Origin of the sequence: Sphingomonas sp. S1-29 (genome assembly GCF_026167545.1) — a bacterium.
Taxonomy (GTDB): domain Bacteria; phylum Pseudomonadota; class Alphaproteobacteria; order Sphingomonadales; family Sphingomonadaceae; genus Sphingomonas.
The window spans coordinates 3,274,833-3,301,436 of record NZ_CP110678.1 but is presented as its reverse complement, the minus strand read 5'-3'; the positions used below and the strand labels follow the sequence as shown (position 1 = coordinate 3,301,436).

The 26,604-nt window shown below is 67.4% G+C and carries 22 protein-coding genes; 9 read left to right on the top strand and 13 right to left on the bottom strand.

The window, feature by feature from the left end:
* Nucleotides 1–58 precede the first annotated feature (58 nt).
* The 6 genes from rpoN to OKW76_RS15780 form a co-directional block, all read right to left on the bottom strand.
* Nucleotides 59–1,549: an RNA polymerase factor sigma-54 gene (rpoN, locus tag OKW76_RS15805; RefSeq protein WP_265549903.1), complete on the bottom strand. Its 1,491-nt coding sequence runs from the start codon at nucleotides 1,547–1,549 to the stop codon at nucleotides 59–61.
* Nucleotides 1,550–1,685: 136 nt separating this feature from the next.
* Entirely contained in the window at nucleotides 1,686–2,462 is a 777-nt protein-coding gene (gene lptB, locus OKW76_RS15800; protein WP_265549901.1) for an LPS export ABC transporter ATP-binding protein, read from the bottom strand.
* 306 nt (nucleotides 2,463–2,768) lie between these two features.
* Nucleotides 2,769–3,326 carry an LptA/OstA family protein gene (locus OKW76_RS15795; protein ID WP_265553040.1) on the bottom strand — a complete coding sequence of 186 codons (558 nt, stop codon included), beginning with the start codon at nucleotides 3,324–3,326 and terminating at the stop codon, nucleotides 2,769–2,771.
* Nucleotides 3,326–3,970 (bottom strand): LPS export ABC transporter periplasmic protein LptC, encoded by a 645-nt coding sequence (lptC, locus tag OKW76_RS15790; RefSeq protein ID WP_265549898.1) that lies wholly within the window; start codon nucleotides 3,968–3,970, stop codon nucleotides 3,326–3,328. Before lptC ends, OKW76_RS15795 begins: the two co-directional genes overlap by 1 nt.
* Complete coding sequence (locus tag OKW76_RS15785) at nucleotides 3,963–4,583, bottom strand: ribonuclease D (RefSeq protein WP_265549896.1); 621 nt, start codon at nucleotides 4,581–4,583, stop codon at nucleotides 3,963–3,965. The genes lptC and OKW76_RS15785 overlap by 8 nt, the downstream gene beginning before the upstream one ends.
* A 48-nt stretch (nucleotides 4,584–4,631) precedes the next feature.
* Nucleotides 4,632–5,444 carry a TerC family protein gene (locus OKW76_RS15780; RefSeq protein ID WP_265549894.1) on the bottom strand — a complete coding sequence of 271 codons (813 nt, stop codon included), beginning with the start codon at nucleotides 5,442–5,444 and terminating at the stop codon, nucleotides 4,632–4,634.
* Nucleotides 5,445–5,653: 209 nt separating this feature from the next.
* Here OKW76_RS15780 and OKW76_RS16190 point away from each other — a divergent pair, with 209 nt between their 5' ends.
* The 3 genes from OKW76_RS16190 to OKW76_RS15760 all read left to right on the top strand — a co-directional run bounded on the left by OKW76_RS16190 (nucleotide 5,654) and on the right by OKW76_RS15760 (nucleotide 8,344).
* Nucleotides 5,654–6,478 (top strand): cold-shock protein, encoded by an 825-nt coding sequence (locus tag OKW76_RS16190; protein WP_322740099.1) that lies wholly within the window; start codon nucleotides 5,654–5,656, stop codon nucleotides 6,476–6,478.
* Between the two features lie 25 nt (nucleotides 6,479–6,503).
* On the top strand, nucleotides 6,504–7,310 hold the full coding sequence (locus tag OKW76_RS15765; RefSeq protein WP_265549892.1) for a glutaminyl-peptide cyclotransferase: 807 nt from the start codon (nucleotides 6,504–6,506) through the stop codon (nucleotides 7,308–7,310).
* A gap of 83 nt (nucleotides 7,311–7,393) precedes the next feature.
* Nucleotides 7,394–8,344, top strand: coding sequence for a glutathione S-transferase family protein (locus OKW76_RS15760; protein WP_265549890.1), 951 nt, complete (start codon nucleotides 7,394–7,396; stop codon nucleotides 8,342–8,344).
* A 7-nt stretch (nucleotides 8,345–8,351) separates the two neighbouring features.
* On the opposite strand, the gene OKW76_RS15755 is transcribed toward OKW76_RS15760, so the two are convergent.
* From OKW76_RS15755 to OKW76_RS15745, 3 genes are all read right to left on the bottom strand, one after another.
* Nucleotides 8,352–9,947, bottom strand: coding sequence for a cisplatin damage response ATP-dependent DNA ligase (locus OKW76_RS15755; RefSeq protein ID WP_265549888.1), 1,596 nt, complete (start codon nucleotides 9,945–9,947; stop codon nucleotides 8,352–8,354).
* Nucleotides 9,948–9,958: 11 nt separating this feature from the next.
* Entirely contained in the window at nucleotides 9,959–10,144 is a 186-nt protein-coding gene (locus tag OKW76_RS15750) for a DUF1328 domain-containing protein (RefSeq protein ID WP_265549886.1), read from the bottom strand.
* A 266-nt stretch (nucleotides 10,145–10,410) separates the two neighbouring features.
* Nucleotides 10,411–10,911, bottom strand: coding sequence for a Dps family protein (locus tag OKW76_RS15745; RefSeq protein WP_265549884.1), 501 nt, complete (start codon nucleotides 10,909–10,911; stop codon nucleotides 10,411–10,413).
* Between the two features lie 253 nt (nucleotides 10,912–11,164).
* Between OKW76_RS15745 and OKW76_RS15740 the strand changes: the two genes are divergently transcribed.
* Nucleotides 11,165–12,604, top strand: a complete 1,440-nt coding sequence (locus OKW76_RS15740; protein WP_265549882.1) for a permease — start codon at nucleotides 11,165–11,167, stop codon at nucleotides 12,602–12,604.
* Complete coding sequence (locus tag OKW76_RS15735) at nucleotides 12,601–13,632, top strand: serine hydrolase domain-containing protein (RefSeq protein ID WP_265549880.1); 1,032 nt, start codon at nucleotides 12,601–12,603, stop codon at nucleotides 13,630–13,632. Before OKW76_RS15740 ends, OKW76_RS15735 begins: the two co-directional genes overlap by 4 nt.
* A gap of 247 nt (nucleotides 13,633–13,879) precedes the next feature.
* On the opposite strand, the gene OKW76_RS15730 is transcribed toward OKW76_RS15735, so the two are convergent.
* Together OKW76_RS15730 and OKW76_RS15725 are read right to left on the bottom strand one after the other, a co-directional pair.
* Complete coding sequence (locus OKW76_RS15730) at nucleotides 13,880–15,481, bottom strand: N-acyl-D-amino-acid deacylase family protein (RefSeq protein ID WP_265553037.1); 1,602 nt, start codon at nucleotides 15,479–15,481, stop codon at nucleotides 13,880–13,882.
* The gene (locus OKW76_RS15725) at nucleotides 15,481–17,841 is read right to left on the bottom strand and encodes a penicillin acylase family protein (RefSeq protein WP_265549878.1); all 2,361 of its coding nucleotides are present in this window, start codon (nucleotides 17,839–17,841) and stop codon (nucleotides 15,481–15,483) included. The genes OKW76_RS15730 and OKW76_RS15725 overlap by 1 nt, the downstream gene beginning before the upstream one ends.
* 416 nt (nucleotides 17,842–18,257) lie before the next feature.
* Here OKW76_RS15725 and OKW76_RS15720 point away from each other — a divergent pair, with 416 nt between their 5' ends.
* Nucleotides 18,258–21,296, top strand: a complete 3,039-nt coding sequence (locus OKW76_RS15720; protein ID WP_265549876.1) for a TonB-dependent receptor domain-containing protein — start codon at nucleotides 18,258–18,260, stop codon at nucleotides 21,294–21,296.
* Nucleotides 21,297–21,398: 102 nt separating this feature from the next.
* Here the strand turns inward: OKW76_RS15720 and dnaJ are convergent, their stop codons facing one another.
* Both dnaJ and dnaK read right to left on the bottom strand, forming a co-directional pair.
* A complete protein-coding gene (gene dnaJ / locus OKW76_RS15715; protein WP_265549874.1) occupies nucleotides 21,399–22,520 on the bottom strand; it encodes a molecular chaperone DnaJ in 1,122 nt (373 codons plus the stop codon).
* Between the two features lie 182 nt (nucleotides 22,521–22,702).
* Nucleotides 22,703–24,610 carry a molecular chaperone DnaK gene (gene dnaK, locus OKW76_RS15710; protein WP_265549873.1) on the bottom strand — a complete coding sequence of 636 codons (1,908 nt, stop codon included), beginning with the start codon at nucleotides 24,608–24,610 and terminating at the stop codon, nucleotides 22,703–22,705.
* A 174-nt stretch (nucleotides 24,611–24,784) separates the two neighbouring features.
* Between dnaK and OKW76_RS15705 the strand changes: the two genes are divergently transcribed.
* Genes OKW76_RS15705 through OKW76_RS15695 form a run of 3 tightly spaced genes read left to right on the top strand, consistent with a single transcriptional unit; the run spans nucleotide 24,785 to nucleotide 26,585 of the window.
* Complete coding sequence (locus OKW76_RS15705) at nucleotides 24,785–25,225, top strand: copper chaperone PCu(A)C (RefSeq protein ID WP_265549872.1); 441 nt, start codon at nucleotides 24,785–24,787, stop codon at nucleotides 25,223–25,225.
* Entirely contained in the window at nucleotides 25,222–26,142 is a 921-nt protein-coding gene (locus tag OKW76_RS15700; RefSeq protein ID WP_265549871.1) for a hypothetical protein, read from the top strand. The genes OKW76_RS15705 and OKW76_RS15700 overlap by 4 nt, the downstream gene beginning before the upstream one ends.
* The gene (locus OKW76_RS15695) at nucleotides 26,139–26,585 is read left to right on the top strand and encodes a vgr related protein (protein WP_265549869.1); all 447 of its coding nucleotides are present in this window, start codon (nucleotides 26,139–26,141) and stop codon (nucleotides 26,583–26,585) included. Before OKW76_RS15700 ends, OKW76_RS15695 begins: the two co-directional genes overlap by 4 nt.
* The last annotated feature ends 19 nt before the right edge of the window (nucleotides 26,586–26,604 follow it).

Sequence of the window (26,604 nt, the reverse complement as noted above, 5' to 3'; positions counted from 1 at the left end):
GGGAGAGGGAAGAGGCGCGAAGCGCCGATAGGGTGAGGGCCTGTGAAGGCGCGACGTACTACCCCTCCAACGCCTTCGCCCGCCGGCGCTGCACTGAACTCCCGATCCCCAGCGCCTCGCGATATTTCGCCACCGTTCGCCGCGCGATGTCGAAGCCGCGCGCGTTGAGCAGCTCGACCAGCGTGTCGTCCGACAGGATCTTTGCCCCCTCGCCCGCGATCAGCGCGCGGATCGCCGCCTTGACCGCCTGCGCCGACACCGCCTCGCCGCCATCGGCCGACTGGATCGCCGAGGTGAAGAAGAATTTGAGCTCGAACAGGCCGCGCGCGCAGCTGAGATATTTGTTGCTCGTCACCCGGCTGACCGTCGATTCGTGCATCTCGATCGCCTCGGCGACGCGCGCTAGCGTCAGCGGGCGCAAATGCGCCACGCCATGGAGGAAGAACGCCTCCTGCTGCTTCACGATCTCGCTCGCCACCTTGATGATCGTGCGCTGGCGCTGGTCGAGCGCCTTGACCAGCCAATTGGCGCTGGTGAGGCAATCGGCGAGCCAGGTCTTCGACGCCTTGTCGTGGCTGCCCCCCGACAGTTCGACATAATAAGCGCGGTTGACCAGCACGCGCGGCAGCGTCGCAGCGTTGATCTCGACCGCCCAGCCGGTGCCGCGCCGCGCGACGAACAGGTCGGGCACCACCGCCTGCGACGGTTCGCCGCCATAGCGACAGCCGGGCTTGGGGTCGTAGCTGCGCAATTCGCGGATCATGTCGGCCATGTCCTCGTCGTCGACGCCGCACATCCGCTTGAGCTGCGCCAACTGCCCGCGCGCGACCAGGTCGAGATTGTCGATCAGCCGCGCCATGCACGGATCGTAGCGATCGGCCTCCTTGGCCTGCAGCGCGAGGCATTCGGACAGGTTGCGCGCGCCCACCCCGGTGGGATCGAAGGTCTGGATCACCCCCAGCACCGCCTCGACCCGCGCCAATGCGACGCCGAGCCGGTTGGCGACGTCGAGCAGCGACACCGTGAGATAACCGCATTCGTCGATCTGGTCGATCAGATGCGCGGCGATGAACAGGTCGGCGCCCGCCACCGCGGTGCCAGCCTGCGCCATCAGGTGATCGGCCAGGCTCAGCTCGCCGCCGGCGAAACTGTCGAAGTCGAGCCCGTCCTCGCCCACCCCGCCGCCGCCGCTCGCGCCGTTGAGCCCGAGCCCGCCATCGAGGCTGCCGATCGAATCGGCGGCGCTGTCGTCGGTCACGTTGGCGAGCGCGAGTTCGCCGTCGAACACCGGGTCGGCGTCGCTGCCGCCGGCGGGCAGCTCGTCGGCGGGTACGGGATCGCCGCCGACGGGCACCGCGACGATCGGCTCGCCGCCGTCGCCATCCTCACCACCCGCGCTTTCGAGCAGCGGATTGCGCTCGATCTCCTCGGCGATGAAGCCCTCGACCTCGAGGTTCGACAGCGCCAGCAGCTTGATCGCCTGCTGGAGCTGCGGCGTCATCACCAGCGATTGCGACTGGCGAATGTCGAGGCGCGGCGCGAGGCTCATGCGATGAAGCCCCCCTCACCCGGCCCGTCACCCCAGCGAAAGCTGGGGTCTCCCCGAAGAGAAGCCCCCGCTTGCGGCACGAGACCCCAGCCTTCGCTGGGGTGACGCAGGGTCGGGGCGAACCGCGCGGCCATGGCTAAAGCGAGAAACCCTCGCCCAGATACAGCCGCCGCACATTGGCGTCGGCCACCAGCTCCTCGGGCGACCCGGCGAACAACACCCGCCCGTCGTAGATGATATACGCGCGATCGACGATCTCGAGCGTCTCGCGGACATTATGGTCGGTGATCAGCACGCCGATGTCGCGCTGCTTCAGGTCGCGCACCAGATCGCGGATATCGGCGATCGAGATCGGATCGATCCCGGCAAAAGGCTCGTCGAGCAGCATGATCGACGGGTTCGCCGCCAGCGCGCGCGCGATCTCGGCGCGCCGCCGTTCGCCGCCTGACAGCGCCATCGCCGGCGAATCGCGCAACCGGGTCAGCCCGAATTCGTCGAGCAGCGTATCGAGCCGCGCCATCCGCTCGGCCTTGTCCGGCACCGCCAGTTCGAGCACCGCCAGGATATTCTTCTCGACGGTCAGCCCGCGAAAGATCGAGGTCTCCTGCGGCAGATAGCCCAGCCCCAGGATCGCGCGGCGGTACATCGGCAGCGCGGTGATGTCCTCGCCATCGAGCATGATCCGCCCGGCATCGGGCTTCACCAGCCCCATCACCGAATAGAAGCTGGTGGTCTTGCCCGCGCCGTTCGGCCCGAGCAGCCCGACGACCTCGCCGCGCCCGACGCTCATCGAAACGTCGGAGAGCACGACCTTCTTGTCATAGGCCTTGGCGATCGAGACGACCGACAGCCCCGCATCGACCGGGGCTTCGACCACCGGCTCGATCGTTTCCAAGGTGGTCAAATCGTCCATCGATATCCCCTGCGCGCTCGGTGCGACGACCCTTTCTCGCGCATCGGCATAGCGGTTGGCAAGCTTCGTGCATGGCTTGATGCAGCACGATCAGCGAATCGCAAAGATCGCGAGCGGCAAGGCGGGCATCCTTCACGTCCTCCCGCGACCTGCCGGGCCTTCCCGATCCAGATATTCCTCCCCCGCCAGGGGGAGGTGGCGCGCAGCGCCGGAGAGGGAGGTGCCGCCGCGCTCACTGCTTCCTCCCCCTCCGTCAGCCTGCGGCTGCCACCTCCCCCTTGCGGGGGAGGATGCTCGACACGCCGTTTACCGCTGCGGCACCGTGAAACGCCCGGTCACCCGGCCCTGCCGCCGTTCGACTCCGTTCTCGGCAGGTGCCGCGGCGCCGCCCGCACCCGCGGTCGACCCGTCGAGCGTCGCGCGTCCGGTGTCGAGGTTGATCGACAGCCGTCCGCCGCGCAGCGTGTTGTTGCCCTGGATCAGCGATACGTCGCCCAGCATCGTGATGACGCGCTTGTTGAGGTCGTACACGCCATATTGCGCGCGCGCGCGCTGCGTCGGGCGTACCACCGTGACCCCGCCCGAGGCGTCGAGCCGCGAAACCTGCGGCGTTCCGCCGATCACCTGGCCGGTATAGGCGACGGTCACCCGCGCCGCGGTCAACGTCAGGTCGGCCTGGCGAATGGACACCCCGCCCGACAGTACCGCGCGATTGGCGCGATCCTGCAGCTCGAGATTCTCGGCGGCGAAATCGATCGGCGCGTTGGTGTTGTGGCGCTGCGCCGCGGCGGGGGCTGCCCACAGGCTAGCGGCCACGATAAGGGCGGGCACGATCAGGACGGACAGGGCGGGCGCGCGTTTCATCATCGCCTATTTGCGCGCTCGGGGACGATCCGCAAGCGGGCATTGCCACTCATCTTCACCGTCCGCGCTTCGAGATCGGCTTCGAGCCGGTCGCCGCTGAAGGTGCCCTGCGGCGTCGTACCGCTGACCGGTCCCGCCGATCGCAACTGCCGCGTCTTCAGATCGATCGTCGCGTCGCGGGTGTCGAGCGCATAGCCATCGGCAGCGCGAAACTCGATCGGGCCCGCCATCGACACCTGTTCCTGCTCCATATCGTAGCGCCCGCGATCGGCCTTGAGCGTCGCCGGGCCGTCGCGCATGCCCAACGCCGCGGCCAGCCGGTTCAGCTCGACGACGCGCTCGGCCGAGCTTTTCTGCACCGCCGAACCGGCGTCAAGGACGAACGGCTTGCCCTCGCTGTCGGAGCCTTGATAGCGCGCCGCCTGGATCCGCATCCGCTCTTCGGCGACCTCGACCTTGTTCTTGTCGAGCACGAACGAGACGTCGCCGCCCATGAAAAGCGGCGCCATCACCAGGAACGCCGCGAGGATGCCGATCCCCGTCGGCAGCACCACCTGCGCGATCTTCACGAACGAATCGTGGCTGCCGCCGGGGGCCGCCCAGCGCTGCCGCTGCGTTCGACCGCGGCGGGCAGCGTCAGACATGCGCGAAGATGTCGGTTTCGGGCCAGCCCGCCAGGTCGAGATCGGCGCGATGCGGCAGGAAGTCGAAGCACGCCTGCGCCAGCGCGGTGCGACCCTCGCGCGCCAGCCGGCGATCGAGCTCGGCCTTCATCGCGTGGAGATAGCGGACGTCGGACGCGGCATATTCCTTCTGCGCGTCGGTCAGCACCGAATTGCCCCAGTCGGACGATTGCTGCGCCTTCGACAGTTCCTGCCCGAGCAGTTCGCGCACCAGCTCCTTCAGCCCGTGGCGATCGGTATAGGTGCGCACCAGCCGCGAGGCGATCTTGGTGCAATAGACGGGTGCCGCGACGGTATCGAGATAATGGCGGATCGCCGCCAGATCGAAGCGCGCGAAATGATACAGCTTCAGCCGGTCGGGATCGCCCAGCACCGCGCGCAGATTGGGCGCGGCATAGTCGCTGTCGGGGCCGAAGCGCACCAGATGCTCGGTGCCCGAGCCGTCGGAGAGCTGGACGACGCACAACCGATCGCGCGGGGTGATGAGCCCCATCGTCTCGGTATCGACGGCGATAGCGGCGCCGGGGGCGAAAATGCCCGCGGGCAAGTCTTCTTCGTGGAGATGAACGGTCATCGCGCTCGCATAGGCGGGCGCGAATGAACGCTCAATGGCCGATGCGCTTTATTCGGCCCCGCCCCGTGTCGCCTGCACTTGCGCGTCCTTGCGCAGCTTGGCGCGGCGGTTGAAGATGTTGAGCATCTCGACCAGCGCCGAGAACGCCATCGCGGCATAGATATAGCCCTTGGGCACATGCACCCCGAAGCCCTCGGCGATCAGCACCATGCCGATCATCAGCAGGAAGCCCAGCGCGAGCATCACGACCGTGGGGTTCTTGTTGATGAAATTGCCCAGCGGATCGGCGGCGAGCAGCATCACCGCGACCGCGACCACCACCGCGACATACATGATCTCGACATGGTCGGTCATGCCGACCGCGGTCAGGATCGAATCGATCGAGAACACGATGTCGAGCAGCACGATCTGGACGATCGCCGCGCCGAACGCGGTTTCGGCGACTCGCTTCTTGTCGAGCAGGTCGTCGGACACCCCGGTATCGACCGAGTGGTGGATTTCCTTGGTCGCCTTCCACACCAGGAACAGCCCGCCGACCATCAGGATCAGGTCGCGCCACGAGAACGAAGTTTCGAACGCCGGCCGGCCATATTCGTCGAGCGGCCCGGTGATCCCCAGGTCGAACACCGGCGTGGTCAGCCCGACGATCCACGCGATCATCGTCAGCAGGATCAGCCGCATCACCAACGCCAGCCCGATGCCGATTCGCCGCGCCTTTTGTCGATAGGCTTCGGGCAGCTTGTTCGAAATGATCGAGATAAAGATCAGATTGTCGAGCCCGAGCACCACCTCCATCACGATCAGCGTAACCAGGGCCGCCCAGGCGGCGGGATCGGCGAGCAGCACAGCGACGTTTTCCATAAGTGTCGCTCCTACCCGGGCATTTCGTCGCCGGGCAAGCATCGTTCGCCGCAAGCGCCATAATTGAGACGATTTTGTTCGCCCACCTGGTATTTTTGGGATATATATGGCGCGTGGCGTGAGGTTAGACGCGCCCAAACACTTGCGTTTTTCGTCCGGCGCCAGGGTTTCAGGATATGAATCGGGCGATCGGGAAGACGAACAGGGCAATGAGTTTCGATCGAGGGCGCGGCAACGGGCGCGGTGGGCGCGGCAAAGACAAGCGCGAATTTTTCGGCGATGAAGGCGGCGGCGGTGGCGGCGGCTTTCCGAGCTACGGCGGCGGCGGCGGCGGTGATCGCTTCGGCGGCGGTGGTGGCGGCGGCTTCGGCGGCGGCGGCGATCGCTTCGGCGGCGGCGGCGGCGGTGGTTTCGGCGGCGGTGGTGGCGGCGGCTTTCGTGGCGGCGGCGCTGGTGCCGGCGGCGGCGGCGGTGGTCGCGGCATGCCGCCCCAGGTCGTCGGCGAGGCGACCGGCGTGGTCAAGTTCTTCAACGCGCAAAAGGGCTTCGGCTTCGTCGTGCGCGATGACGGCGGCGAAGACGTGTTCGTCCACATCTCGGCAGTCGAGCAGGCCGGGCTTGCCAGCCTGGCCGAAGGCCAGCCGATGGGCTTCACGCTCGTCGATCGTGGCGGCCGCATCTCGGCGACCGACCTCAAGATCGACGGCGAGCCGATGGCGGTTTCGGATCGCGGCCCGCCGCGTGACGCAGCCCCCGGCGGTGCCCGTGGTCCGGCAGGTGCCGGCGCAGGTGCCGGTGGCCCGCAGCGCCAGCTGACCGGCGAGCGTTCGAGCGGCACGGTCAAGTTCTTCAACGCGATGAAGGGCTTCGGCTTCATTCAGCGCGACGATGGCCAGCCTGATGCGTTCGTGCACATCTCGGCAGTCGAGCGTGCAGGCATGATTTCGCTCAACGAAGGCGACCGGCTCGAGTTCGAACTCGAGGTCGATCGTCGCGGTAAGTACGCCGCGGTCAACCTGAACCCGCAGCAGTAACCGGCGCGCAAGCGTCGGCGCCGTCATGGTGCTGAACCGACTATCTCATACCGCCGCGTCGATCCTCGTCGGCGCGGCGTTATGCTGTCTGGCGCCGGCGCATGCACAGGAGGCTGTGCCTGCCGCCGCTGCCTGCACCGTGCCGGCGGTCGAGGCGGCCAGCATCGTCGCGCGCTTCCCTCACGACCCCGGCGCCTTCACCCAGGGGCTGTTGTGGCATAACGGCGCGCTGTTCGAGAGCGTCGGCCAGCCCGGCCGCTCCGAAGTCCGCCGCGTCGATCCCGATACCGGCCGCGTGCTGGCGCGCCGGGCGATCCCGCCGCGGCAGTTCGGCGAGGGGCTGGCGCTCATCGGCGACGAGCTGGTGCAGCTCACCTGGACCAGCGGAATCGCGCATCGCTACGCCGCTCGCGACCTGCGCCCACGCGGCAGCTTTCGCTACGGTGGCGAAGGCTGGGGCCTGACGACGCTCGGCGACCGGCTGGTACGCTCCGACGGCAGCGACGTCCTCACCTTCCACGCCCGCGCCGACTTCGCCGAAACCGGGCGGATCGCGGTGCGCCTCGGCGAGCGTCGCCTCAAGAACCTCAACGAGCTCGAGGCGATCGACGGGGCGATCTACGCCAATGTGTGGATGCAGCCCGCGATCGTCGCGATCGACCCTGCCACCGGCTGCGTCACCCGCCGGATCGACCTGGCGCCGCTGGTCGCCGAAGTCGGGCTCAGCGACAGCGACTCGGTGCTCAACGGCATCGCCTGGGACGCGGAGCGCCGAAGGCTGTTCGTCACCGGCAAATATTGGCCGACCCTGTTCGAGATCGCGTTGCCCTGACGTGAAACCCTGCGTTTCCGCCCCCTGCGGGGATCGCTCGCCCCGCTCGCCGGTTCGTTCTTCATAGCCATAGGAGAATGACGATGGGTCAATTGACCGACGGACGCTGGAGCAACGAACAACCGGTCGCGCCTACCGACGAGAAGGGCGATTTCCAGCGCGCCGATTCGACCTTCCGCGACTGGCTCACCGCCGACGGCTCGCCCGGCCCCGATGGCCAGCGCGGCGTCCGCGCCGAAGCCGATCGCTTCCACCTCTATGTCAGCCTCGCCTGCCCCTGGGCGCACCGCACCTTGATCGTCCGCGCGCTCAAGGGGCTCGAGGAGCTGCTGCCAGTCACCGTCGTCGGCCCGATCATGGGCGAACATGGCTGGAGCTTCCAGGACGAGTTCGGCGGCACCGGCGATCCGCTGTACGGCTTCGATCACCTTCACCAAATCTACACCCGCAGCGATCCGAAAATGTCGGGCAAGGTTACCGTACCGGTACTCTGGGACCGCCACGAAGCGCGGGTCGTGAACAACGAATCGTCCGAGATCATCCGCATGTTCAACACCGCGTTCGACGATCTGGGCGCCAAGCCCGGAGACTTCTACCCCGCCGAACTCCGCGGCGAAATCGATGCGCTGAACGACCGTGTGTATCAAACGGTGAACAACGGCGTCTACCGCGCGGGGTTTGCCAAGCAGCAGGCGGCGTATGAGAAGGCCGCCCGCGCGCTGTTCGAATCGCTCGATTGGCTCGAGCACCACCTCGACGGTCGCGAATGGCTGGTCGGCGACCGGATGACCGAAGCCGATATCCGACTGGTCACCACGCTGATGCGTTTCGATCCGGTCTATCACGGCCACTTCAAATGCAATTGGCGGCGGATCGTCGACTATCCGCGCTTGCACGGCCTGATGGAGCGGATGATGGCAGTGCCCGGCATCGCCGAGACCGTCGACCTCGACCACATCAAGACGCATTATTATCGCAGCCATCCCGACGTGAACCCCACCGGCATCGTGCCGATCGGCCCCGCCTCCATCTGAGGCCACCTCAGGTCGCGAGGCGCAGCAGCGTTTCGATGTGATCGGCTTCCCCCGCAGGCTTGTCCTTGCGAATTCGGGCGATGCGGGGGAAGCGCATCGCAACCCCCGATTTATGCCGCTTAGAGGCGTGAATTGAATCGAACGCCACCTCGAGCACCAGTGTCTTTTCGACCTCGCGTACCGGGCCGAAGCGCGCGACGGTGTTGTTGCGGACAAAGCGATCGAGCCATTTCAGCTCCTCGTCGGTGAAGCCCGAATAGGCCTTGCCCACCGGCAATAACTGGCCGGCGGGGGTCCAGCATCCAAAGGTGTAATCGCTGTAGAAGCTCGACCGTTTGCCGCTGCCGCGCTGCGCGTACATCATCACGCAATCGGCGACGAGCGGATCGCGCTTCCATTTATACCACAGCCCCACGCGCCGCCCGGTGATATAGGGCGAGTCGCGCCGCTTAAGCATCACCCCTTCGATCGCCGAATCGCGCGCGCCGTCGCGGATCGTGGTGAGTGCGGCGAAATCGGCGGCGTCGATCACTCGGCTTAGGTCGAAGCGATCGGGGTCGAGGGCAGCGACGAACGGTTCGAGCCGCGCACGCCGCGCGTGCCAGGGAAGGTCACGCAGATCTTCGGAGCCGTCGAACAAGATGTCGTACAGCCGGACAAAGGCGGGATATTCCGCCTGCATCTTGGCCGAAACCGTCTTGCGCCCCAGCCGCTGCTGCAGCGCGTTGAAGCTCGCCGCGCCGCCGCCCTCATCGAGCGCAGCGCCCTGCGCCTCCCCCTTCACCAGCAATTCGCCGTCGAGCACGCCGGGGGTGCGATAGGCCGCCGCGACTTCGGGAAAACTCCCGGTGATGTCGTCGCCAGCGCGACTATAGAGTCGCGTCTCGCCCGCGACGTGGACGATCTGGACGCGGATGCCGTCCCATTTCCATTCAACGGCATAGTCGGCCATATCGACCTGCGTGTCTTCGAGCGGGTGCGCGAGCATGAAGGGGCGGAACACCGGTATGTCGGTCGTGCTCGGCTGGGTGCCCCGCCCCTCGGCCCAGGCGAACAGCGTGTCATAGGGCGCGTCGAGCCCGTGCCAGACTTCCTCGACCGCCTCGACATCGATGCCGAACGCTTGCGCCAGCGCGGTCTTGGCAAGCCGCGCCGATACCCCGACCCGCAACCCGCCGGTGGCGAGTTTGAGCAGCGCATAGCGTTCGTCCGAATCGAGCTGGTCGAGCATGTCGGCAAGGATCGCCGGCGCATCGGCGCGGCTAAGGCTGCCCAGCCGCTCGATCACCCGCGCGACGGTCAGCGGCTCGGCCTCGACCGCGCGCGCCGGATTTTCAGGCCACAGCAGCGCAACGGTCTCGGCGGTGTCGCCGACGAAATCGCGGCTCATCGCGAACAGCACCGGATCGGTGCGTTCGGCGATCAGCCCACGGACGGTGCCAGATTTGACCGCGGGCAAATCGAGATCACCCGTCAACGCAGCGAGCGCCCAACCCCGGTCGGGATCAGGCGTCTCGCGAAGATACTGGCCAATCAACGCCAGCTTGGCGTTGCGAGACCGGGTATAGATCAGCCGATCGAGCAGATCGGCAAAGGCGCGCATCGCTACCTAGATCAGGACAAGGTGTCCTTGACCTTTTTGCCCGCGATCAGTCCCAGCACCAGCAGGATCACGAAGATCGCAACCGCGATGAAGAACACGATCTTGGCGATCTCGATGAACGCGCCGCCGATGCCGCCGAAGCCGAGCACCGCCATCACGAGGCCGATCACCAGAAATATAACTGCCCAACGAATCATGTGTATTCTCCCTGTTGCGGACAAAACCAACCGTGCCAGCGCCGCGAAAGTTCCCCGCGGCGCGCGATCGGCTTGGCGGGTAAGCGGCGACCCTCCCCGTCCGTTCGTGCTGAGCTTGTCGAAGCACTGTTCTTTCTTCTCGCCCGGCCGGCGCAAGAAGTACGGTGCTTCGACAAGCTCAGCACGAACGGTGGGCATAGGGGCCAGACACACTTACCCCCCGGCTGCCGGGCAACCGGGGGGCGTGTCAGCACCAAACGCTTCGATCAGCCCTTGCGGCTGGCCTCGAACAGGAACCAGGCGCGCTCTTCGGCCTGGTCGGTCCAGTCGTCGAGGATACCGCTGGTGGCATTGTCCTTGGCTTCGTCGACGATGTCCTTGGCTTCGCGCAGCAGTTCGACCAGCGCGAGATTGTCCTCGCGCAGTTCGGCGAGCATGTCGGTCGCCGAGACGAACTCCTTGTCATTGTCTTTGATCGTCTGGTGGCGCGCGATGTCGCCGATCGAGCGCAGCGTCGTGTTGCCCGTCTTGCGCACGCGCTCGGCGATGTCGTCGGTGGTGGCGAGGATCTGCGCCGCCTGGTCGTCGAGCATCAGATGATAGTCGCGAAAATGCGGGCCCGAGACGTGCCAGTGGAAATTCTTGGTCTTGAGATACAGCGCGAAGCTGTCGGCAAGGATGCCGTTAAGCGCCTGCGCGACGGTCTTGGCGTCGTTGGGCTTGAGGTCGGTCGGGGTCTTGAGCGCAGGATTGGGCGTGTCGGCCATGGGATGCTCCATCTAGTGCAAAAAAATCGGTTCGGATCGACAACGACCGGACCGGCAATTTGCTCCATCGGACGCGGCGGATAAGTCGTGCCGGCGGTCGGGCGACGGCGATTGACTGTTTGCCGCGATCGCTCGACGATATGCGGCCTTGTCCGTTTCAGGAACCCCCCGCGCGATGACCGCGATATCGTCGCCTTCGGCGGCAGTCCCCCACCCCGCGACGATGCCGCCGATTGCGCCCGGGAAAGCCCGCATGGCGCTGTTCGGCCTGCTCGGCTTTTCCGCCGGGCTGCCCTTCTACATGTTCTCGACCGTCCTCGCGCTTCGGCTCCAGGCGCATGGCGTGGCATTGGTGGTGATCGGCTTCTTCGCCTGGGTGCAATTGCTCCCCACCTTCAAATTCCTCTGGGCACCGTTGCTCGATCGCTACGACGTCCCCGGCTTCGCGCGCTTCTGGGGCAAAAGGCGCGGTTGGATCCTGCTGTCACAGCTCGGCATCTTCACCGCGATGGTCGGCATGGCGCTCACCGCCGGCGACGACAGCCTGGGGGTCACCGCATTGTTCGCGGTGCTGCTCGCCTTCTGGACCACCACGCTCGAAGTCGCCGCCGATGCCTGGCGGATCGAGCTTGCGCCTACGCAGGACGAGCAAGGCCCGATCGTCGCGGCGAACCTTTGGGGCTATCGCTCGGCGATGGTCGCGGCGGGCAGCGGCGCGCTGCTGATCGCCGATGCCAGCGGCTGGTCGGCGGCGTATCTCGGCATCGCCGCCGCCGCGATCGCGCCCTTCCCGCTGCTGCTGGCTACCGCTCCCGATCGCCCCGGCACGCACGGGCGCTGGACCGCCCTTGCCCACGGGCTGGCCGCCAGCGCCGCGATCCTCGCCCTGGTGCTGGTCGTCACCGCCGCGCTCGGCTGGGTCGTGCTCGAAGCCGCGTCGGCGGCGGGGATCGGCAGCCAGAGCAACGTCACCCCCTATGTGCTGGGCATCTGCATGCTGCCCTTCATCGCAATGGCGATCGCGCTGCCCAAAATCCGCCGCGCCGCGCCCACCTCGCGCCTCCGCCGATCGACCGCGATCGGCCCCTATGTCGATTTCTTCTGGCGCTATGGCTTCGGCGCGATCGTGCTGCTGGGCTTCGTGTCGATCTATCGCATGGGCGACGTCCTCGCGCTCAACCTGTCGAAGCCGATGATCCGCGACCTTGGCTACAGCCTCGTCCAGATCGGCCGCGCCGACAGCATCGTCGCGCTCGCCGCGAGCATCATCGGCGTCGGCGTCGGTGGCTTCATCGTCACGCGCTGGCCGATGGCATGGACGCTGGCGCTGGGCGCGGTGTTCGCCGCGATCGGCAATTTCGGCTTCGTCTGGCTGGCATGGCAACCGCCGAGCGAGGCGTTGCTCTATATCGCCACCGGCGCCGACCAGTTCGGCAACGGCATGGCGGGCGCGATCTTCGTTGTCTATCTCTCGCTGCTGGTGAACCCGCGCTTCCCCGGCGCGCAATATGCCTTTCTGTCGGGCTTCGCCTTCCTGCTCCCCCGGCTGCTGTCGGGCGCGGGCGGTGCGATGGTCGGGACGATCGGCTATAACGGCTTTTTCGCGCTGTCGGGCATCGTCAGCCTGGCGGCGATCCCCTTCCTCCCCGCGCTGTCGCGTATCCGCCCGCGCGCATCGGATTTGCCCGCATGATCGAAGCCATCGCCGACCAAGCCTTCGCCGCCGCCGCTGAGGCGGTCGCCGCGGGCCGCATCCCCGGCGCGACGCTCGGCATCGTCACCGCCGATGGCCGCCGCGCGACTCGCCTCGCCGGCCTTGCCAGCCGCGAGCCGCACGAAACCGCGCTCTCCGCCGATCACTGGTTCGACCTCGCCTCGCTGACCAAGGTGATCGCCACCACCACGATGATCCTGCGGCTGGCCGATCAGGGCGCGCTCGATCTCGACGCGCCGCTCACCACCGCCATCCCCGACCTTCGCCAGTATGACGTCGCGGGTGCCGCCGAACGCCGCCTCACCTTCCGCGCCTGCCTCGCGCACAATACCCACCTGCCCGCGGTCGAGCCGATCTACACCTATGGCGACGATCCCGACCGGCTTCGCGCCTTCATCCTCCAGCGCGAATGGCGGCATGGCCCGCCGGTCTATTCGGACATCAATTTCCTGCTGCTCGGCATCGCGATCGAGCGGCTGACCGGCGGCCCGCTCGACGCACAGCCGCTGGGGCCGGGCCTAAGCTACGGTCCACCCCCCGGCCCCGCCGTCGCCACCGAACGCTGCAGCTGGCGCGGGCGGGTGTTGCAGGGCGAGGTCCACGACGAAAACTGCTTCGCGCTGGGCGGGCGCACCGGTCATGCCGGGCTGTTCGGCACCGTCACCGGCGTGCTCGATTTCGCAGCCGGCCTGCTCGACGGCTCGGGCGCATCGCCCGCAATGCTCGCGGCGATCCGCACCCCCGTCACGCAGCGCCGCACCTGCGGCTGGGAACGGCGGTTCGACGGCTGGCCCGGCGGCAATGCCTGCTCAGCCGAGACGATCGGCCATACCGGCTTCACCGGCACCGGCCTGTGGATCGACTTCGCCCGCGGCATCGGCTGGACCTTGCTGACGAACCGAGTGCATCCCACCCGCCATGCCGACAGCGGCATCGTCGCGCTACGTGCGGCAACGGGGGATGCGGTGGTCGCGGGGTTCGATGCCTCGCACCCGTCCAATCCCTGACCGTTCGTTTCGAGCGTAGTCGAGAAACCGCCCTCCGCGCTTGGCTCCGTTTTTCGACTTCGCTCGAAACGAACGGGGGGAGGTTTGGCTTGCACTCCCCGCCCCCCAACCGTTCGTGCTGAGTAGCGACCGAGTAGCCCGAAGGGCGTAGCGAGGGCGCGTATCGAAGCACCGGCCCGCTTAGGGCAATGTCCTTCGATACGCGTCTTCGCTAGGCTCAGCCGCTACTCAGGACGAACGAAAAGGCTCAAACGGCAGGACACCCCGCAGGCCTTGCCCTCAGCAACGCCCGCCCCGCCGTCGCCCCCGTCGCCGCGCCATCCTCCAACGCCAGCACGCCATTGACGAACAACGCCGTCACCCCAGCCGCCGGCAGCGCCGGGTTCACATAATCCGCACGCGGCGCATATTCCTCGGGATCGAACACCACCACATCGGCGAAATACCCTGCGCGCAGATACCCCCGCCGCTCGATCCGATACATATCCGCCACCTTGCCGGTCGATCGCCGGATCATCGTCGCCAGGTCGATCACCCCGCGCTTGCGGACATATTCGGCGTATAGCCGGGGGAAGGTCGCATATTGGCGCGGATGCCCGTCCGATCCGTCGGAGCCGGTCACCACCCAGGGCTGGCGCATGATCAGGTCGATGTCACGATCGGCCATGTTGAACGACGCGACCGCGCTGCCCGCAGCGCCGGTGCCGCGCGGATTGGCGACGCGCAGGATTCGGATCGCCGCCTCGATCGGGTCGATCCCCCAGCTCTGCCCCATCTGCGCCAGCGTCCTGCCGGTCCAGGGCTGCCCCGCGCTGGTCAACAGCAAGCTGTCGGCCCCGCCCCGCCGCCGCAAATTCTCCGCCATCTCGCCCTTTATCCGCGCCATCGTCGCGGGCGTGTCGAACCGCGCGATCATCGCCTTATAGCCGCCATCGACTGCCCAGCGAGGCACCAGCGAGGCATCGACGCTCGATCCCGATGCGTCCCACGGATATTGGTCGGCGGTCACGTCGATCCCCGCCGCGCGCGCCGCCTCGATCTCGGCGATCAGTTGCGGTGCCTGCCCGTGGACGTCGACCCCCAGCGCCTTCAGATGCGCGAAATGCACCGGCATCCCGGCCTCGCGCCCGATGCGGATCGCCTCGCGAGTCGAACCCAGCAGGCCGATCGTATAGCTCGATTCATCGCGCTGATGCGTGTCGTACATCCCGCCGCGCGACCCCGCCTCGCGCGCCACCGCGATCACCTCCTCGGTCGTCGCAAAGCTCTGCGGCGCATAGAACAGCCCGGTCGAAAGCCCCAAAGCCCCCTCGCACATCGCCTTGACGACAAGCGCCTTTTCCCGCGCCAGTTCGGCAGCCGTCGGCACGCGGTCGTCCTGCCCCAACACCGCCTCGCGCACCGCGCCGAACCCCACGAAGCGCGCGACATTGGTACCGATCCCGCTCGCCTCCAGCCTGGCGGCATCGGCGGCGACATCGGGCGAACCGCCGCCATCGACACCGTGGATGATCGTGCTCACCCCCTGCGCCAGCCACGGCAAATTGCGCCGCGCCACCGGATCGGCCGATCGGATATAGCTGTCGGGATGGGTATGCGGATCGATGAATCCCGGCGCGACGATCTTGCCCGCCGCGTCGATCACCCGCGCCGCCGCCGTCCCACGCGAAGGCCCGACATAGACGATGCGGTCGCCGACAATCTCGACATCGCCCACCACCGCCGCACCCTCGCCGCCCGAATAGAGCGTGCCGCCCCGGATCGCGACATCGGCGCGCCGCCCGCTCCCGGCGGTCGCCGCGCATCCGGCGAGCGCCAGCGCCAGCATCGAAACCACAGCCCGCCGCATCATTGCTCGTCTCCCGGCACCAGCATCGTCCGCCCCCGCGCATCGGCATCCACCGCCCCGCGACTGAACGGCAGCTTTAGCATCCGCCCGGTGATCCACGGCGCATAATGATCGCGATAATGCGGCGATCGCGGGTCGGCCGATTGGCCGGGCAGGTTCAGATACAGGCTGTTGTCCCAATCGCCGACATCGATCACCTGCAAATAGCTCGCCCCGCCCGACGTCCGATAGCCGCGACTCGCCGCTACCCAGCGCGCATTGACGGTGTAATTGTCGCCGGGTGACTGTCCCCCCTCGATCGCCGGAAACGCCGCCGCGATCGCCGGCAGCCGTGCCAGCGGATGCGCGATCCGCACCTGATGCAGGCTCCCCCAGCGCCACCCCGCCGGATCATCCCCCATCCGCCGCTTCGCCTCGTCCCATGCCGCGACAAGGGCGTCATCAAACAGCCCCGCCATGTCAGCAGCGCGCTCGCGCAACAGCCGGATCAGCTCGCCCGCCGCGATCGAGGGCACCAGGTCGCGCGCCGCCACCGGCACCACTTGGTCGAGCACGCGCCTGCCCAGTCCCGCCCACAGGATCTGGAACAGCGCCCCCGCCGCGCTCCCGGCCCCCAATTGCCCGTCCCACCCCCGCAGTATCGCCGCCGCTGGCATCGCCGCCGGGCTCACCTGCGCGGGGATCAGCGCCACCAATTCGCGCGCCGGGGTCGACAGCACATCCTGCTGCAACGCCGCGCTGTCGGCGAGGCTATGCTTGCGCTGCCCCGTCAACACCTGCTCGATCCGCTCGTAACGATACGGCTCGCGAAACGAGAAGGCGAGCGGCACCCGATAATCGGCGGGCAGGTTGTTCTGGTTGGCGGTCGCGAACCAACCCTTGGCCGGGTTATAGTCGCTCGGCAGCTTCTCCGCCCCGAACCGCCCCTGCCAGTCATAGCGGCCGTCGCCCGGCACCGGCAGCAACCCGTCATGCCCGCCGCCGCGCACCGGCGCATGGCCGATCACCTGCCAGCCATGATTGCCCTCGACATCGGCATAATGGAAATTGGTCGGCGAGGGATGTAGCTTGAACGCTTCCTTCAGCCCCTCCCAATCGCGCGCCAGGTTGATCGCAATCATCGCAAACGCCCCCATCGCGCCGGGCATCATCGTGACGCTCGCCAGCGACGTCGCCCGCCGCCTTGCCGGATCGTGCAGCAACACCGGCCCATGCACGCAATAACGCAGCACCACCGTCCGCGCCGGCGCGCCCCTGGCGGCAATCACCTCCTCCACCCGCACGAACCGCTTCCACCCGCCATCGTGGCGGTAGCGCTCGGGATCGGCGGGATCGAGCTCGAGGATGAACAAATCGCTCTGGTCGTTATGCGAATTGGTCCGCCCGAACGCAAAGCGGTCGGTGTGCCCCTGCATGATCCCCGCCAACCCCGGCGCACCGCCACCGATCACGTCGAGCCCCGGCGCGGTCAGATGCGCGACATGGCGCGGGGCAAAGCCACCAATCCCCAGATGCGGGTCGTTCGCCAGGATCGCCCGCCCGGTGGCGCTTCGCCCCGGCGCGATCGTCCAGGCGTTCGACCCGGCATTTTCGCGCTCGATCCGCACGCCAGCTGGATCGCGTACCGGCGTCGGCGTCGTGCCGAACGGCAGCGCCCCTTCGGCCTCAGCCAACACCCCCAGATCAGCCTCCGACACCCCGGCCACATCGAGCCCCTCGGGCACCCGCAGCTTCCACGCCGGGCGCAGCGGCGCGACCAGCGTGTCGAGATCGAGCATCCCCATCGCCGCCAGCCGCGCGCGGCGGATCTCATCATCGACATTGCCGATCGCCGCCCCGCGCGCCAGCACCAGATCGCGCACGTCCCAGCGCAGCGGCAGCGCACCCAGGATGCGATATTCGGGCGGCAGCAGCGTGCGATCGGCGATCACCTCGTCGATCCGCGCATTGATCCCCGCGACATAGCCGCGCGCACATTCCAGCACCTCGCGCGGCACCACCGCCAGCTCGGCCTCCAAGTCGCCGCGAAAATGGAACAGCCGCTCGGCATGGTCGTGCACCGCAAAGTCAGGCCCGAACGCCTCGGCCATCCGCCCCATGCTGCGCCGATGGCTAAGGTCGAGCTGGAACAGCCGATCACGCGCGACGACATAGCCCTGGCCGAAAAACGCATCGGCCTTGGTGCCAGCGCGAATATGCGGAATACCTTGCGAATCGTCGATAATCTCGATCGGCCCGCCCGCCCCGCGCACCGTCCGCCGCGCGACCGGCGCCGTCTGCCCCCAGGCAATGCGCGCCAGCGGCAGCAACGCGACCATCGCCGAGCTGCCGCCCAGAAAGATGCGGCGATCGAGCTTCATGCGGTTCTCCCGGGAACATCGCGCGGCATCAGCGCCACGCAGCCGATCGCCCAAGCGCGAATAGCCCCCGGGCGAAGCGCTGCAGGCTATCCGATCCGCGCCGCGCAGCATATCGCAACCACTGGCCGGGTCATGCCGCCGGGCTATGGCGCGCAACTATCGTTCGCCCAGTAGCGATTTTTGGAGCGTCCATGCCCTCAGGCTATGGCGGGGGCAACGCAAAGAAGCCCCGCTCGCCTTGACGGGGTTCGCGCGAGCCTTGCACTATCACAACGCCGTTAACGCCAGCCGATGACGGGATGATGACGATCGGGAGGGGCTGCCCGCTACCCAAGGACATATCCGGGGCGACAGCAAGACGAAGCGACGATGCGGGCAACCCGCCCGGCATCGCTTGGACTATCAGGGGGATTTCGATGCACGCCAACCGCCCGCTTTCCGTTCGCATCGCCACGCAGGCCAGCCTCGCCGCGCTCGCGCTCGCCGGCCTGATGCCCGCTACCGCGCTGGCGCAGACCGCGGCCAGCGACGTGCAGAGCGAGGCTACCGATCCCGCCACCACCGATCCGGACCTGGTGGTCACCGGCTCGCGGATCGTCCGCGACGGCTTCCAGGCGCCGACGCCGGTCACGGTGCTGACGCTCGAGGACATCCAGAACACCTCGCCCAGCAACAACATCGCCGATTTCGTCAACCAGCTCCCCTCGCTCGCTGGCTCGACCCGCCCCTCCAACTCGCGGCTCAACCTGTCGAGCGGCCAGGCGGGAATCAACGCGCTCAACCTGCGCAACCTGGGTGCCGAGCGGACGCTGGTGCTGCTCGACGGCCGCCGCAGCGTCGGCTCCACCGTCACCGGCCTGGTCGACGTCAACACCATCCCGCAGGCGCTGATCCGCAGCGTCGAGGTCGTCACCGGCGGCGCGTCGTCGGCCTATGGGTCGGACGCGGTTGCGGGCGTCGTCAATTTCGTGCTCGACAAGGATTATACCGGGCTCAAGGTCGCGATCGACAGCGGCATCACCGATAAGGGGGATGGTGCCAACTACTCGCTAAGCGTCGCGGGCGGGCTGTCGTTCGGCGCCGACGATCGCGGGCATCTGCTGCTCAGCGCCGAAGTGGCGCATCGCGACGGCATCTTCGACGTCGATCGCGACTGGAACGCGACCGGCTATGTCCGTATCCAGGACCCCGCCTGGACCACCGCCAGCACCACCCCGCGCTATCTGATCCGCCGCCAGGTCGGCGCCGCCAACTCGACCCCCGGCGGCATCATCACCAATTCGGCGGGCGGCACCGCGAACCGGCTGCGCGGGCTCTATTTCGGCGCGAACGGGCAGGTCAGCCAATATCAATATGGTGACCTCACCTTCCCCGCGCGCACCGGCACCGCGGCGCCGACGCTCACCCAGGGTGGCGACTGGCGGGTCAACGATACCGGCCGCCGGATCGGGCTCGACCCGCAGGACGATCGTCACGGCCTGTTCGGGCGGCTGAGCTACGAGATCGCCGAGGGGATCGAGCTGTTCGCCGAAGGCTCGTACAACCGGCAGGAGGTGTTCTTCAACGCCGGTCCCAATCTTGCCACCGGCATCACGCTCAACGCCACCGGCTGCGGCACCGCCGCCACCGCCGCCGCCGCGCCGACGACGTGCAACGCCTTCCTCTACAACACGCTCGGCCCTGCGGCGCTCACCGGCATCACCAGCGTGACGCTCGCCACCAGCGCCGCCGACCTGCCCTTCCGCGCGGTCGACAACAAGCGCGAGGTGCAGCGCTATGCGCTCGGCGCCGAGGGCGACACCGAGGTGTTCGGCAAGCGCGCGACCTGGAACCTCTACGCGCAATATGGCCGCGCCGAGCTTCGCGAGCAGCTGCGCAACATCATGAACAACCAGCGGATGGCCAACGCAACCGCTGCCGCCTTCGCGCCCGCGGGCAACGCCGCGGGCTATGCGCCGGGGTCGATCCAGTGCCTGATCAACGTCGATGCCAATGCCGCGAACAACGATCCCGCCTGCGTCGCGCTCAACCGCCTGGGGCTCGGCGTCGCCAACCCCGCGGTGTTCGATTATGCGCTCGGCGATCCCTATCGCGACGAAGTGGTCGAGCAGTACAACATCGCCACCAACGCCTCGGTCACCCCCTTCGCCACCTGGGCGGGGGATGTCAGCATCGCGTTCGGCGCCGAATATCGCGAGGAGCGGATCACCGGCTTCGTCCCTGCGCAGTTCCAGCCGACCCCAACCACCGATTCGAGCGGCCGCCCAACCACCAGCAACGCCTGGTCGGTCGGCAATTACCTCCCCACCACCGGCAACTACAACGTCAAGGAAGCCTATCTCGAAACCGTCGTGCCATTGGGCTTCGGGCTAGAATTCAACGGCGCGGTGCGCGCGACCAGCTATTCGACCGCGGGCTATGTCACCACCTGGAAGGCGGGCGCGACCTGGCAGCCGATCGACGACATCCGGCTTCGCGTCACCCGCTCGCGCGACATCCGCGCGCCCAACCTCAACGACCTGTTCCAGGGCGGCTCGGCGAACAGCGATTCGATCCGCAACCCCACCTACACCCCCGACGGGCTCAATGGCCCGGCGAACTATGGCTATTCGGGCTTCGTCACCGGCAACCCCGCGCTTCGCCCCGAACAGGCCAATTCGTGGAACACGGGCGTGGTGCTCTCGCCGAGCTTCGTTCCGGGCTTCAACCTGTCGGTCGATTATTTCCGCATCGATCTCGAACAGGCGATCAGCACCTTCAGCGCGCAACAGATCGCCGATCTTTGCTATCTGCAGGACCAGCAGAGCTTCTGCGATGCGATCAGCTTCGATCCGATCCGTTCGGCGCCCAACCAGCCCTATCTGCTGATCCGCAGCCAGCCGTTCAACGCCGCCAGCCAGCTGGTGCGCGGGGTCGATATCGACGCCAGCTACCGGCTCCCGCTCGAGCGGATCTTCGCGCAGGCTGCGGGCAACTTCACGCTGCGCGGCGTCGCGACCCGCTATATCGACAATCTGTACGACAGCGGCGTCCCTGGGACGGTAGTGCTCAACAGCGTAGGCGTGAACGGCGGCCAGTTCAGCACCCCCGACTGGATCTATCGCTTCAGCGCCAGCTATGATTCGCCCAGCTTCTCGATCACCGCGGTGGGCCGCGGGATCAGCGCGGGCAAATACGCCGCCAACGGCATCGAATGCACCACCGCCTGCCCCGCGAACGATCCCAATTTCTTCACCTATGACGACAATAGCGTGTCGGGGCTGTTCTATGCCGATCTCAACCTGACGCAGAAGATCGACATGGGCGAGGCCGAGGCGCAGTTCTTCATCAACGTCACCAATGTGTTCGATCGCGAACCGCTGCTGCTGCCCGAAACCGGGCTTGCCGCCAACAGCACCTATTCGGACCTGCTGGGCCGCTCGTTCCGCGTCGGCATCCGCATGGAGACGCGCTGAACCTGGCTGCGCGCTCCCAACCTCTCCCCGTTCGGGGGATAAGATAGCGCGAGGCCATCGCCAAAGTGAGCAACGGGGCGCCGCGACGGGCGCCCCGCCGCGTCAGCCCCCCAGCGCCGCCTTCATCTTGGCGAAGAAGCCGCTGGTCTCGGGGCATTCCTCGCCCGTTTCGGTATCACGGAACATCTCGAGCAATTCGCGCTGGCGCCCGGTCAGCCGGGTCGGCGTCTCGACCTCGATCCGCACCACCAGATCGCCGCGACCGCGGCCCTGCAGCACCGGCATCCCGGCGCCGCGCTGGCGGACTTCGCGCCCGCTCTGCGTGCCCGGCGCGACACGGATCGTGTGATGCGTGCCATCGGGACCGGGAATGTGGATCTCGCCGCCCAATGCTGCCGTCGTGAAGCTCACCGGCGCGCGCGCGTGGAGCGTGGTGCCCTCGCGCGTGAAGATCGCATGCCGCGCGACGTGGAGGAAGATATACAGGTCGCCCGCCGGGCTGCCGCGCGGCCCCGCCTCGCCCTCGCCGGTCAGGCGGATGCGCGTGCCCTCATCGACGCCGGGGGGCACGTTGACGCTCAGCGTCTTCGTCTTGTCGGTCCGCCCGTCACCGCGGCAGGTGTTGCACGGATCGGCGATCACCTCGCCCGCGCCGTGGCAGGTGGGGCAAGTCCGCTCGACGACGAAAAAGCCCTGCTGTGCGCGGACCTTGCCGTGGCCGGCACAGGTGGTGCAGCCGCGCGCGACGGTGCCGGGCTTGGCGCCGCTGCCACCGCAGGTGTCGCACAGCCCCGATACGTCGACGGTGATCTCGGTCTGCTTGCCGTTGAAGGCGTCCTCGAGCGTGATCTCCATGTCGTAGCGCAGATCGGCGCCGCGCCGCGTTTGCCGCCGCGCACCGCCTTGGCCGCCGACGAATTCGCCGAACATGCTTTCGAAAATGTCGCTGAAGCCCGAAAAGTCATGGGCGCCGCCGCCGCCGCCCCCGCCGCCATGCTGCTTGAACGCGGCATGGCCGTAGCGGTCATAGGCCGCGCGCTTCTGCGGATCCTTCAGGACCTCATAGGCTTCGCTGACCGCCTTGAACCTGGCTTCGCTGTCCTTGCACCCGCCATTCTTGTCGGGGTGATATTGCATCGCGAGCTTGCGGTACGACGATTTGAGCGTCGCCCCGTCGGCGGTGCGCTCGCAGCCGAGCACTTCGTAATAATCTTCGGTGGTCATCTAAATAGCCCTCTCCCCTCCGGGGCGCGTCGGGGCGGCCATGCCCCCGGCATGGCCTGAACAGTGCGGGGCACTGTTCACCCGATGCGGGTTGGGAGAGGGGCAGCCAAAAACGCAACGCCCCCCTCGAACTGCCCCTCTCCCCGGCCCTCTCCCCGGAGGGGAGAGGGGGCGGGGTTCGTTTACGCCTTCTGGTTGTCGTCCACCTCGGAGAATTCGGCGTCGACGACGTCCTCCTGCGCGGGGGCGTCGGCCGCGGCCTGCGGCGAGGCCTCGTCGGCCTGCTGCTTTTCGTAGATCGCCTGGCCCAGCTTCATCGCGACCTGCGCGAGTTCACCCGACTTGGCGGTCATCGCCTCGGCATCGCCGCTCTCGACCGCGGCCTTGGCCTCGGCGATCTTGGCTTCGATCTCGCTCTTGAGCGAGGCGTCGACCTTGTCGCCATTGTCGGCAAGCTGGCGCTCGGTGGTGTGGATCAGGCTCTCGGCGTTGTTCTTCGCCTCGGCCGCCGCACGGCGCTTCTTGTCTTCCTCGGCGAACTGCTCGGCCTCGCGCACCATCTGGTCGATGTCGTTGTCCGACAGGCCACCCGATGCCTGGATGCGGATCTGCTGCTCCTTGCCGGTGCCCTTGTCCTTGGCCGACACGTTGACGATGCCGTTGGCGTCGATGTCGAAGGTGACCTCGATCTGCGGCACGCCGCGTGGCGCCGAGGGAATGCCGACCAGGTCGAACTGGCCGAGCATCTTGTTGTCGGCGGCCATTTCACGCTCGCCCTGGAACACGCGGATCGTCACCGCCTGCTGATTGTCGTCGGCGGTCGAATAGACCTGGCTCTTCTTGGTCGGGATCGTCGTGTTGCGATCGATCATCCGGGTGAAGACGCCGCCCAGCGTCTCGATGCCCAGCGACAGCGGGGTCACGTCGAGCAGCAGCACGTCCTTGACGTCGCCCTGCAGCACGCCCGCCTGGATCGCCGCACCGATCGCCACGACTTCGTCGGGGTTCACGCCGGTGTGCGGCTCCTTGCCGCCGAAGAAGTTCTTCACGACTTCACGGACCTTGGGCATGCGCGTCATGCCGCCGACCAGCACCACTTCGTCGATGCCGTCATTCTTGACGCCGGCATCGGCCATCGCCTTCTTGAGCGGCCCGAGCGTGCGCTGGATCAGCCCGTCGACCATCCGCTCGAGATCGGCGCGGGTGATCGACTTGACCAGATGCTTCGGCCCATTGGCGTCGGCGGTGATGAAGGGCAGGTTCACTTCGGTCGTCTGCGCCGAGGACAGCTCGATCTTGGCCTTCTCGGCGGCTTCCTTCAGCCGCTGCAGCGCCAGCTTGTCCTTGGTGAGGTCGATCCCCTCGGCCTTCTTGAAGTCGTCGGCCAGGAACTGGACCACGGTCGAATCGAAATCCTCGCCGCCCAGGAAGGTGTCGCCGTTGGTCGCCTTCACCTCGAACACGCCGTCGCCGATCTCGAGGATCGAGATGTCGAAGGTGCCGCCGCCAAGGTCATACACCGCGATCGTCTTGTTGGTGTCCTTGTCGAGACCATAGGCCAGCGCAGCCGCGGTCGGCTCGTTGATGATGCGCAGCACTTCGAGGCCGGCGATCTTGCCCGCGTCCTTGGTCGCCTGGCGCTGGGCGTCGTTGAAGTACGCCGGCACGGTGATCACCGCCTGCGTGACAGTCTCGCCCAGATACGCCTCGGCGGTTTCCTTCATCTTCTGCAGCGTGAACGCGCTGATCTGCGACGGCGAATATTCCTCGCCACCCGCCTTCACCCAGGCGTCGCCATTCGGCCCGCGCACGATGGTGTAGGGGACGAGCTCGGTGTCCTTCTTGGTCACCGGATCGTCGAAGCGGCGACCGATCAGCCGCTTGACCGCAAAGATCGTGCTGTCGGGATTGGTGACCGCCTGGCGCTTGGCCGGCTGGCCGATCAGTCGTTCGCCGTCCTTGGCGAAGGCGACGATCGACGGCGTGGTGCGCGCACCTTCCGCATTCTCGATCACCTTGGGCTTGCCGCCCTCCATCACTGCAACGCAGCTGTTGGTCGTGCCGAGATCGATTCCGATTACTTTAGCCATAGTCCCTCGTAGGCCCCCAAAGGTCTGAACAGATTGACGAAAGCCCCATGCCCGTTCCCGCCGGCCATGGAACCAAATCCAAACCGCGATATAGGTTGGGTTCGCCTTGCCGCAAGATTGCCGTGCGGTTAGACGAAACCGCAGATTTCCTGGGCTCCTGCAAAAGGCACGCCAATGCGCCGTTTCTCGCTTTCGATCGCGTTGCTCGCCGTGCTGGCCGGCTGCGGTCCGTCCGATCAAATCAGCGTCGAGGAAGCGTGGATCCGCCTGCCCGCGGTCGCCGGCCGGCCTGGCGCCGCCTATTTCGCGATCGAGGCCGCGGGCCGCGACGATGCGCTGACCGCGGTATCGACCCCGGTCGCCAAGCGCGCCGAATTGCATGAGAGCATGGCGGGCGCGGGCGGCATGATGACGATGAACGCGCTCGAGACGGTGCCGCTCAAGGCGGGCCAGCCGGCGAGCTTCGCGCCGGGCGGGCGGCATGTGATGCTGTTCGAGATGACGCCGGGGCTGCAGGCGGGCAACGAAACGCGGTTGAAACTGGTCTTCGCCTCGGGCCGCGAGCTCGATGTCCCCGCGCGGATCGTCGGCGCGGGCGAAGGCGCCCCCGAATGAAGCTGCTGGTCGCCGCGCTGGCGACCGCTGTCGTGCAGGCATCGCCCGCGGTCTATCCGCAGCAAGGCGCGATCGGCCTCGCCCCGCCGCCGGGCATGGCCGAGGCGGCGGGCTATACCGGGTTCGAGGATATCGCCACCCAGCGATCGATCGTGCTCGCCGAACTGCCCCCCGCCGCGTTCGACGAGATGGTGCGGCGGCTCGATACCGCACCCGGCGGCAGGCTGCCCAATGGCGTGACGCTGACCGGCAAGGGCGAGGCGATCACCGTCGCCGACGGCACCCCTGCGCGGCTCTATCGCGGCGCGCAGACGGTGGGCGGAATCGCCTACACCAAATGGCTGTTGCTCGCGGGCGGCAAGACCGCCACCGCGCTGGTAACCGCGCAGGCACCCGCCGCCACCGCATCGGCAGCGGCGCCGGGGTTCGAGGCAGCGCTGCGATCGGTGCGGCTACGCGGCGCCGCCGAACTCGAAACGTCGATCGCGGCCTTGCCCTTTACCGTCGGCAATCGCGCCGGGTTTCGGCCGGTGCGCACACTCATGGGATCGGGGTTGTTGCTCACCGAAGGCCCGCTCGACGTCGATACCGATGGCGCGCAGCCCTTGGTGGTCGTCGCCGGCAGCCTCGGCGCGGTGCCCGTCGCCGACCGCGCCGATTTCGCGCGCAAGGCGGTCGAGGCCACCCCCGAACTCAGCCGGCTGACGGTGCTTGGCGCGGCGGTTTCGAGCGACGGCAGCCTCCACACCGTCGCCGCCACCGCGGTCGATCGCGCGCGGACGATCACGCTGCGCCAGCATATCCGCTTCCTCGAAGGCGGCGGCTATATCCGCATCGTCTGCACCAGCCCGGTCGCCGAAGACATCGCCGGACGCTGCGACCGGCTCGCGCAATCGGTGACGCTGCGACCGCGATGAAACGACCGCTCACCCCCGGCGAGATCGCGCTCGCCAGCAGCATCTTCGGCAACGCGATCGATTATGCGCGCGCTACGATCGCCAACCGCAAATGGGCGTTCTTCCAGCCCAAGCGCGTCACGATGGCCCCCACCGGCTGCATCCATTTCCACCCAGAGGGTGGCCTCTATTGCGACGATTTCGCGCATAGCGGGCGCGACGCGCAGGGGCTGTTCCTGCACGAGATGACGCATATCTGGCAGCACCAGCAGGGCATCTTCCTGCCGCTGCGGCGCCACCCCTTCTGCCGCTATGAGTACAGCCTCAAGCCCGGCTGGCGGCTGTCGCGCTACGGGCTCGAACAACAGGCCGAGATCGTCCGCCACATCTTCCTGCTGCGCCAGGGCGCACTGCTCCCCGGCGCGCCGCCGCTCGAACAATATCGCGGTATCCTGCCCTTCTGACCGTCCCTTGGGCGTCCTG

Excerpts from the sequence above, each read along its gene's own strand:
- rpoN (WP_265549903.1), bottom strand. The coding sequence starts at position 1,549 with ATGAGCCTCGCGCCGCGCCTCGACATTCGCCAGTCGCAATCGCTGGTG.
- lptB (WP_265549901.1), bottom strand. The coding sequence starts at position 2,462 with ATGGACGATTTGACCACCTTGGAAACGATCGAGCCGGTGGTCGAAGCC.
- OKW76_RS15795 (WP_265553040.1), bottom strand. The coding sequence starts at position 3,326 with ATGAAACGCGCGCCCGCCCTGTCCGTCCTGATCGTGCCCGCCCTTATC.
- lptC (WP_265549898.1), bottom strand. The coding sequence starts at position 3,970 with ATGTCTGACGCTGCCCGCCGCGGTCGAACGCAGCGGCAGCGCTGGGCG.
- OKW76_RS15785 (WP_265549896.1), bottom strand. The coding sequence starts at position 4,583 with ATGACCGTTCATCTCCACGAAGAAGACTTGCCCGCGGGCATTTTCGCC.
- OKW76_RS15780 (WP_265549894.1), bottom strand. The coding sequence starts at position 5,444 with ATGGAAAACGTCGCTGTGCTGCTCGCCGATCCCGCCGCCTGGGCGGCC.
- OKW76_RS16190 (WP_322740099.1), top strand. The coding sequence starts at position 5,654 with ATGAGTTTCGATCGAGGGCGCGGCAACGGGCGCGGTGGGCGCGGCAAA.
- OKW76_RS15765 (WP_265549892.1), top strand. The coding sequence starts at position 6,504 with ATGGTGCTGAACCGACTATCTCATACCGCCGCGTCGATCCTCGTCGGC.
- OKW76_RS15760 (WP_265549890.1), top strand. The coding sequence starts at position 7,394 with ATGGGTCAATTGACCGACGGACGCTGGAGCAACGAACAACCGGTCGCG.
- OKW76_RS15755 (WP_265549888.1), bottom strand. The coding sequence starts at position 9,947 with ATGCGCGCCTTTGCCGATCTGCTCGATCGGCTGATCTATACCCGGTCT.
- OKW76_RS15750 (WP_265549886.1), bottom strand. The coding sequence starts at position 10,144 with ATGATTCGTTGGGCAGTTATATTTCTGGTGATCGGCCTCGTGATGGCG.
- OKW76_RS15745 (WP_265549884.1), bottom strand. The coding sequence starts at position 10,911 with ATGGCCGACACGCCCAATCCTGCGCTCAAGACCCCGACCGACCTCAAG.
- OKW76_RS15740 (WP_265549882.1), top strand. The coding sequence starts at position 11,165 with ATGGCGCTGTTCGGCCTGCTCGGCTTTTCCGCCGGGCTGCCCTTCTAC.
- OKW76_RS15735 (WP_265549880.1), top strand. The coding sequence starts at position 12,601 with ATGATCGAAGCCATCGCCGACCAAGCCTTCGCCGCCGCCGCTGAGGCG.
- OKW76_RS15730 (WP_265553037.1), bottom strand. The coding sequence starts at position 15,481 with ATGCGGCGGGCTGTGGTTTCGATGCTGGCGCTGGCGCTCGCCGGATGC.
- OKW76_RS15725 (WP_265549878.1), bottom strand. The coding sequence starts at position 17,841 with ATGAAGCTCGATCGCCGCATCTTTCTGGGCGGCAGCTCGGCGATGGTC.
- OKW76_RS15720 (WP_265549876.1), top strand. The coding sequence starts at position 18,258 with ATGCACGCCAACCGCCCGCTTTCCGTTCGCATCGCCACGCAGGCCAGC.
- dnaJ (WP_265549874.1), bottom strand. The coding sequence starts at position 22,520 with ATGACCACCGAAGATTATTACGAAGTGCTCGGCTGCGAGCGCACCGCC.
- dnaK (WP_265549873.1), bottom strand. The coding sequence starts at position 24,610 with ATGGCTAAAGTAATCGGAATCGATCTCGGCACGACCAACAGCTGCGTT.
- OKW76_RS15705 (WP_265549872.1), top strand. The coding sequence starts at position 24,785 with ATGCGCCGTTTCTCGCTTTCGATCGCGTTGCTCGCCGTGCTGGCCGGC.
- OKW76_RS15700 (WP_265549871.1), top strand. The coding sequence starts at position 25,222 with ATGAAGCTGCTGGTCGCCGCGCTGGCGACCGCTGTCGTGCAGGCATCG.
- OKW76_RS15695 (WP_265549869.1), top strand. The coding sequence starts at position 26,139 with ATGAAACGACCGCTCACCCCCGGCGAGATCGCGCTCGCCAGCAGCATC.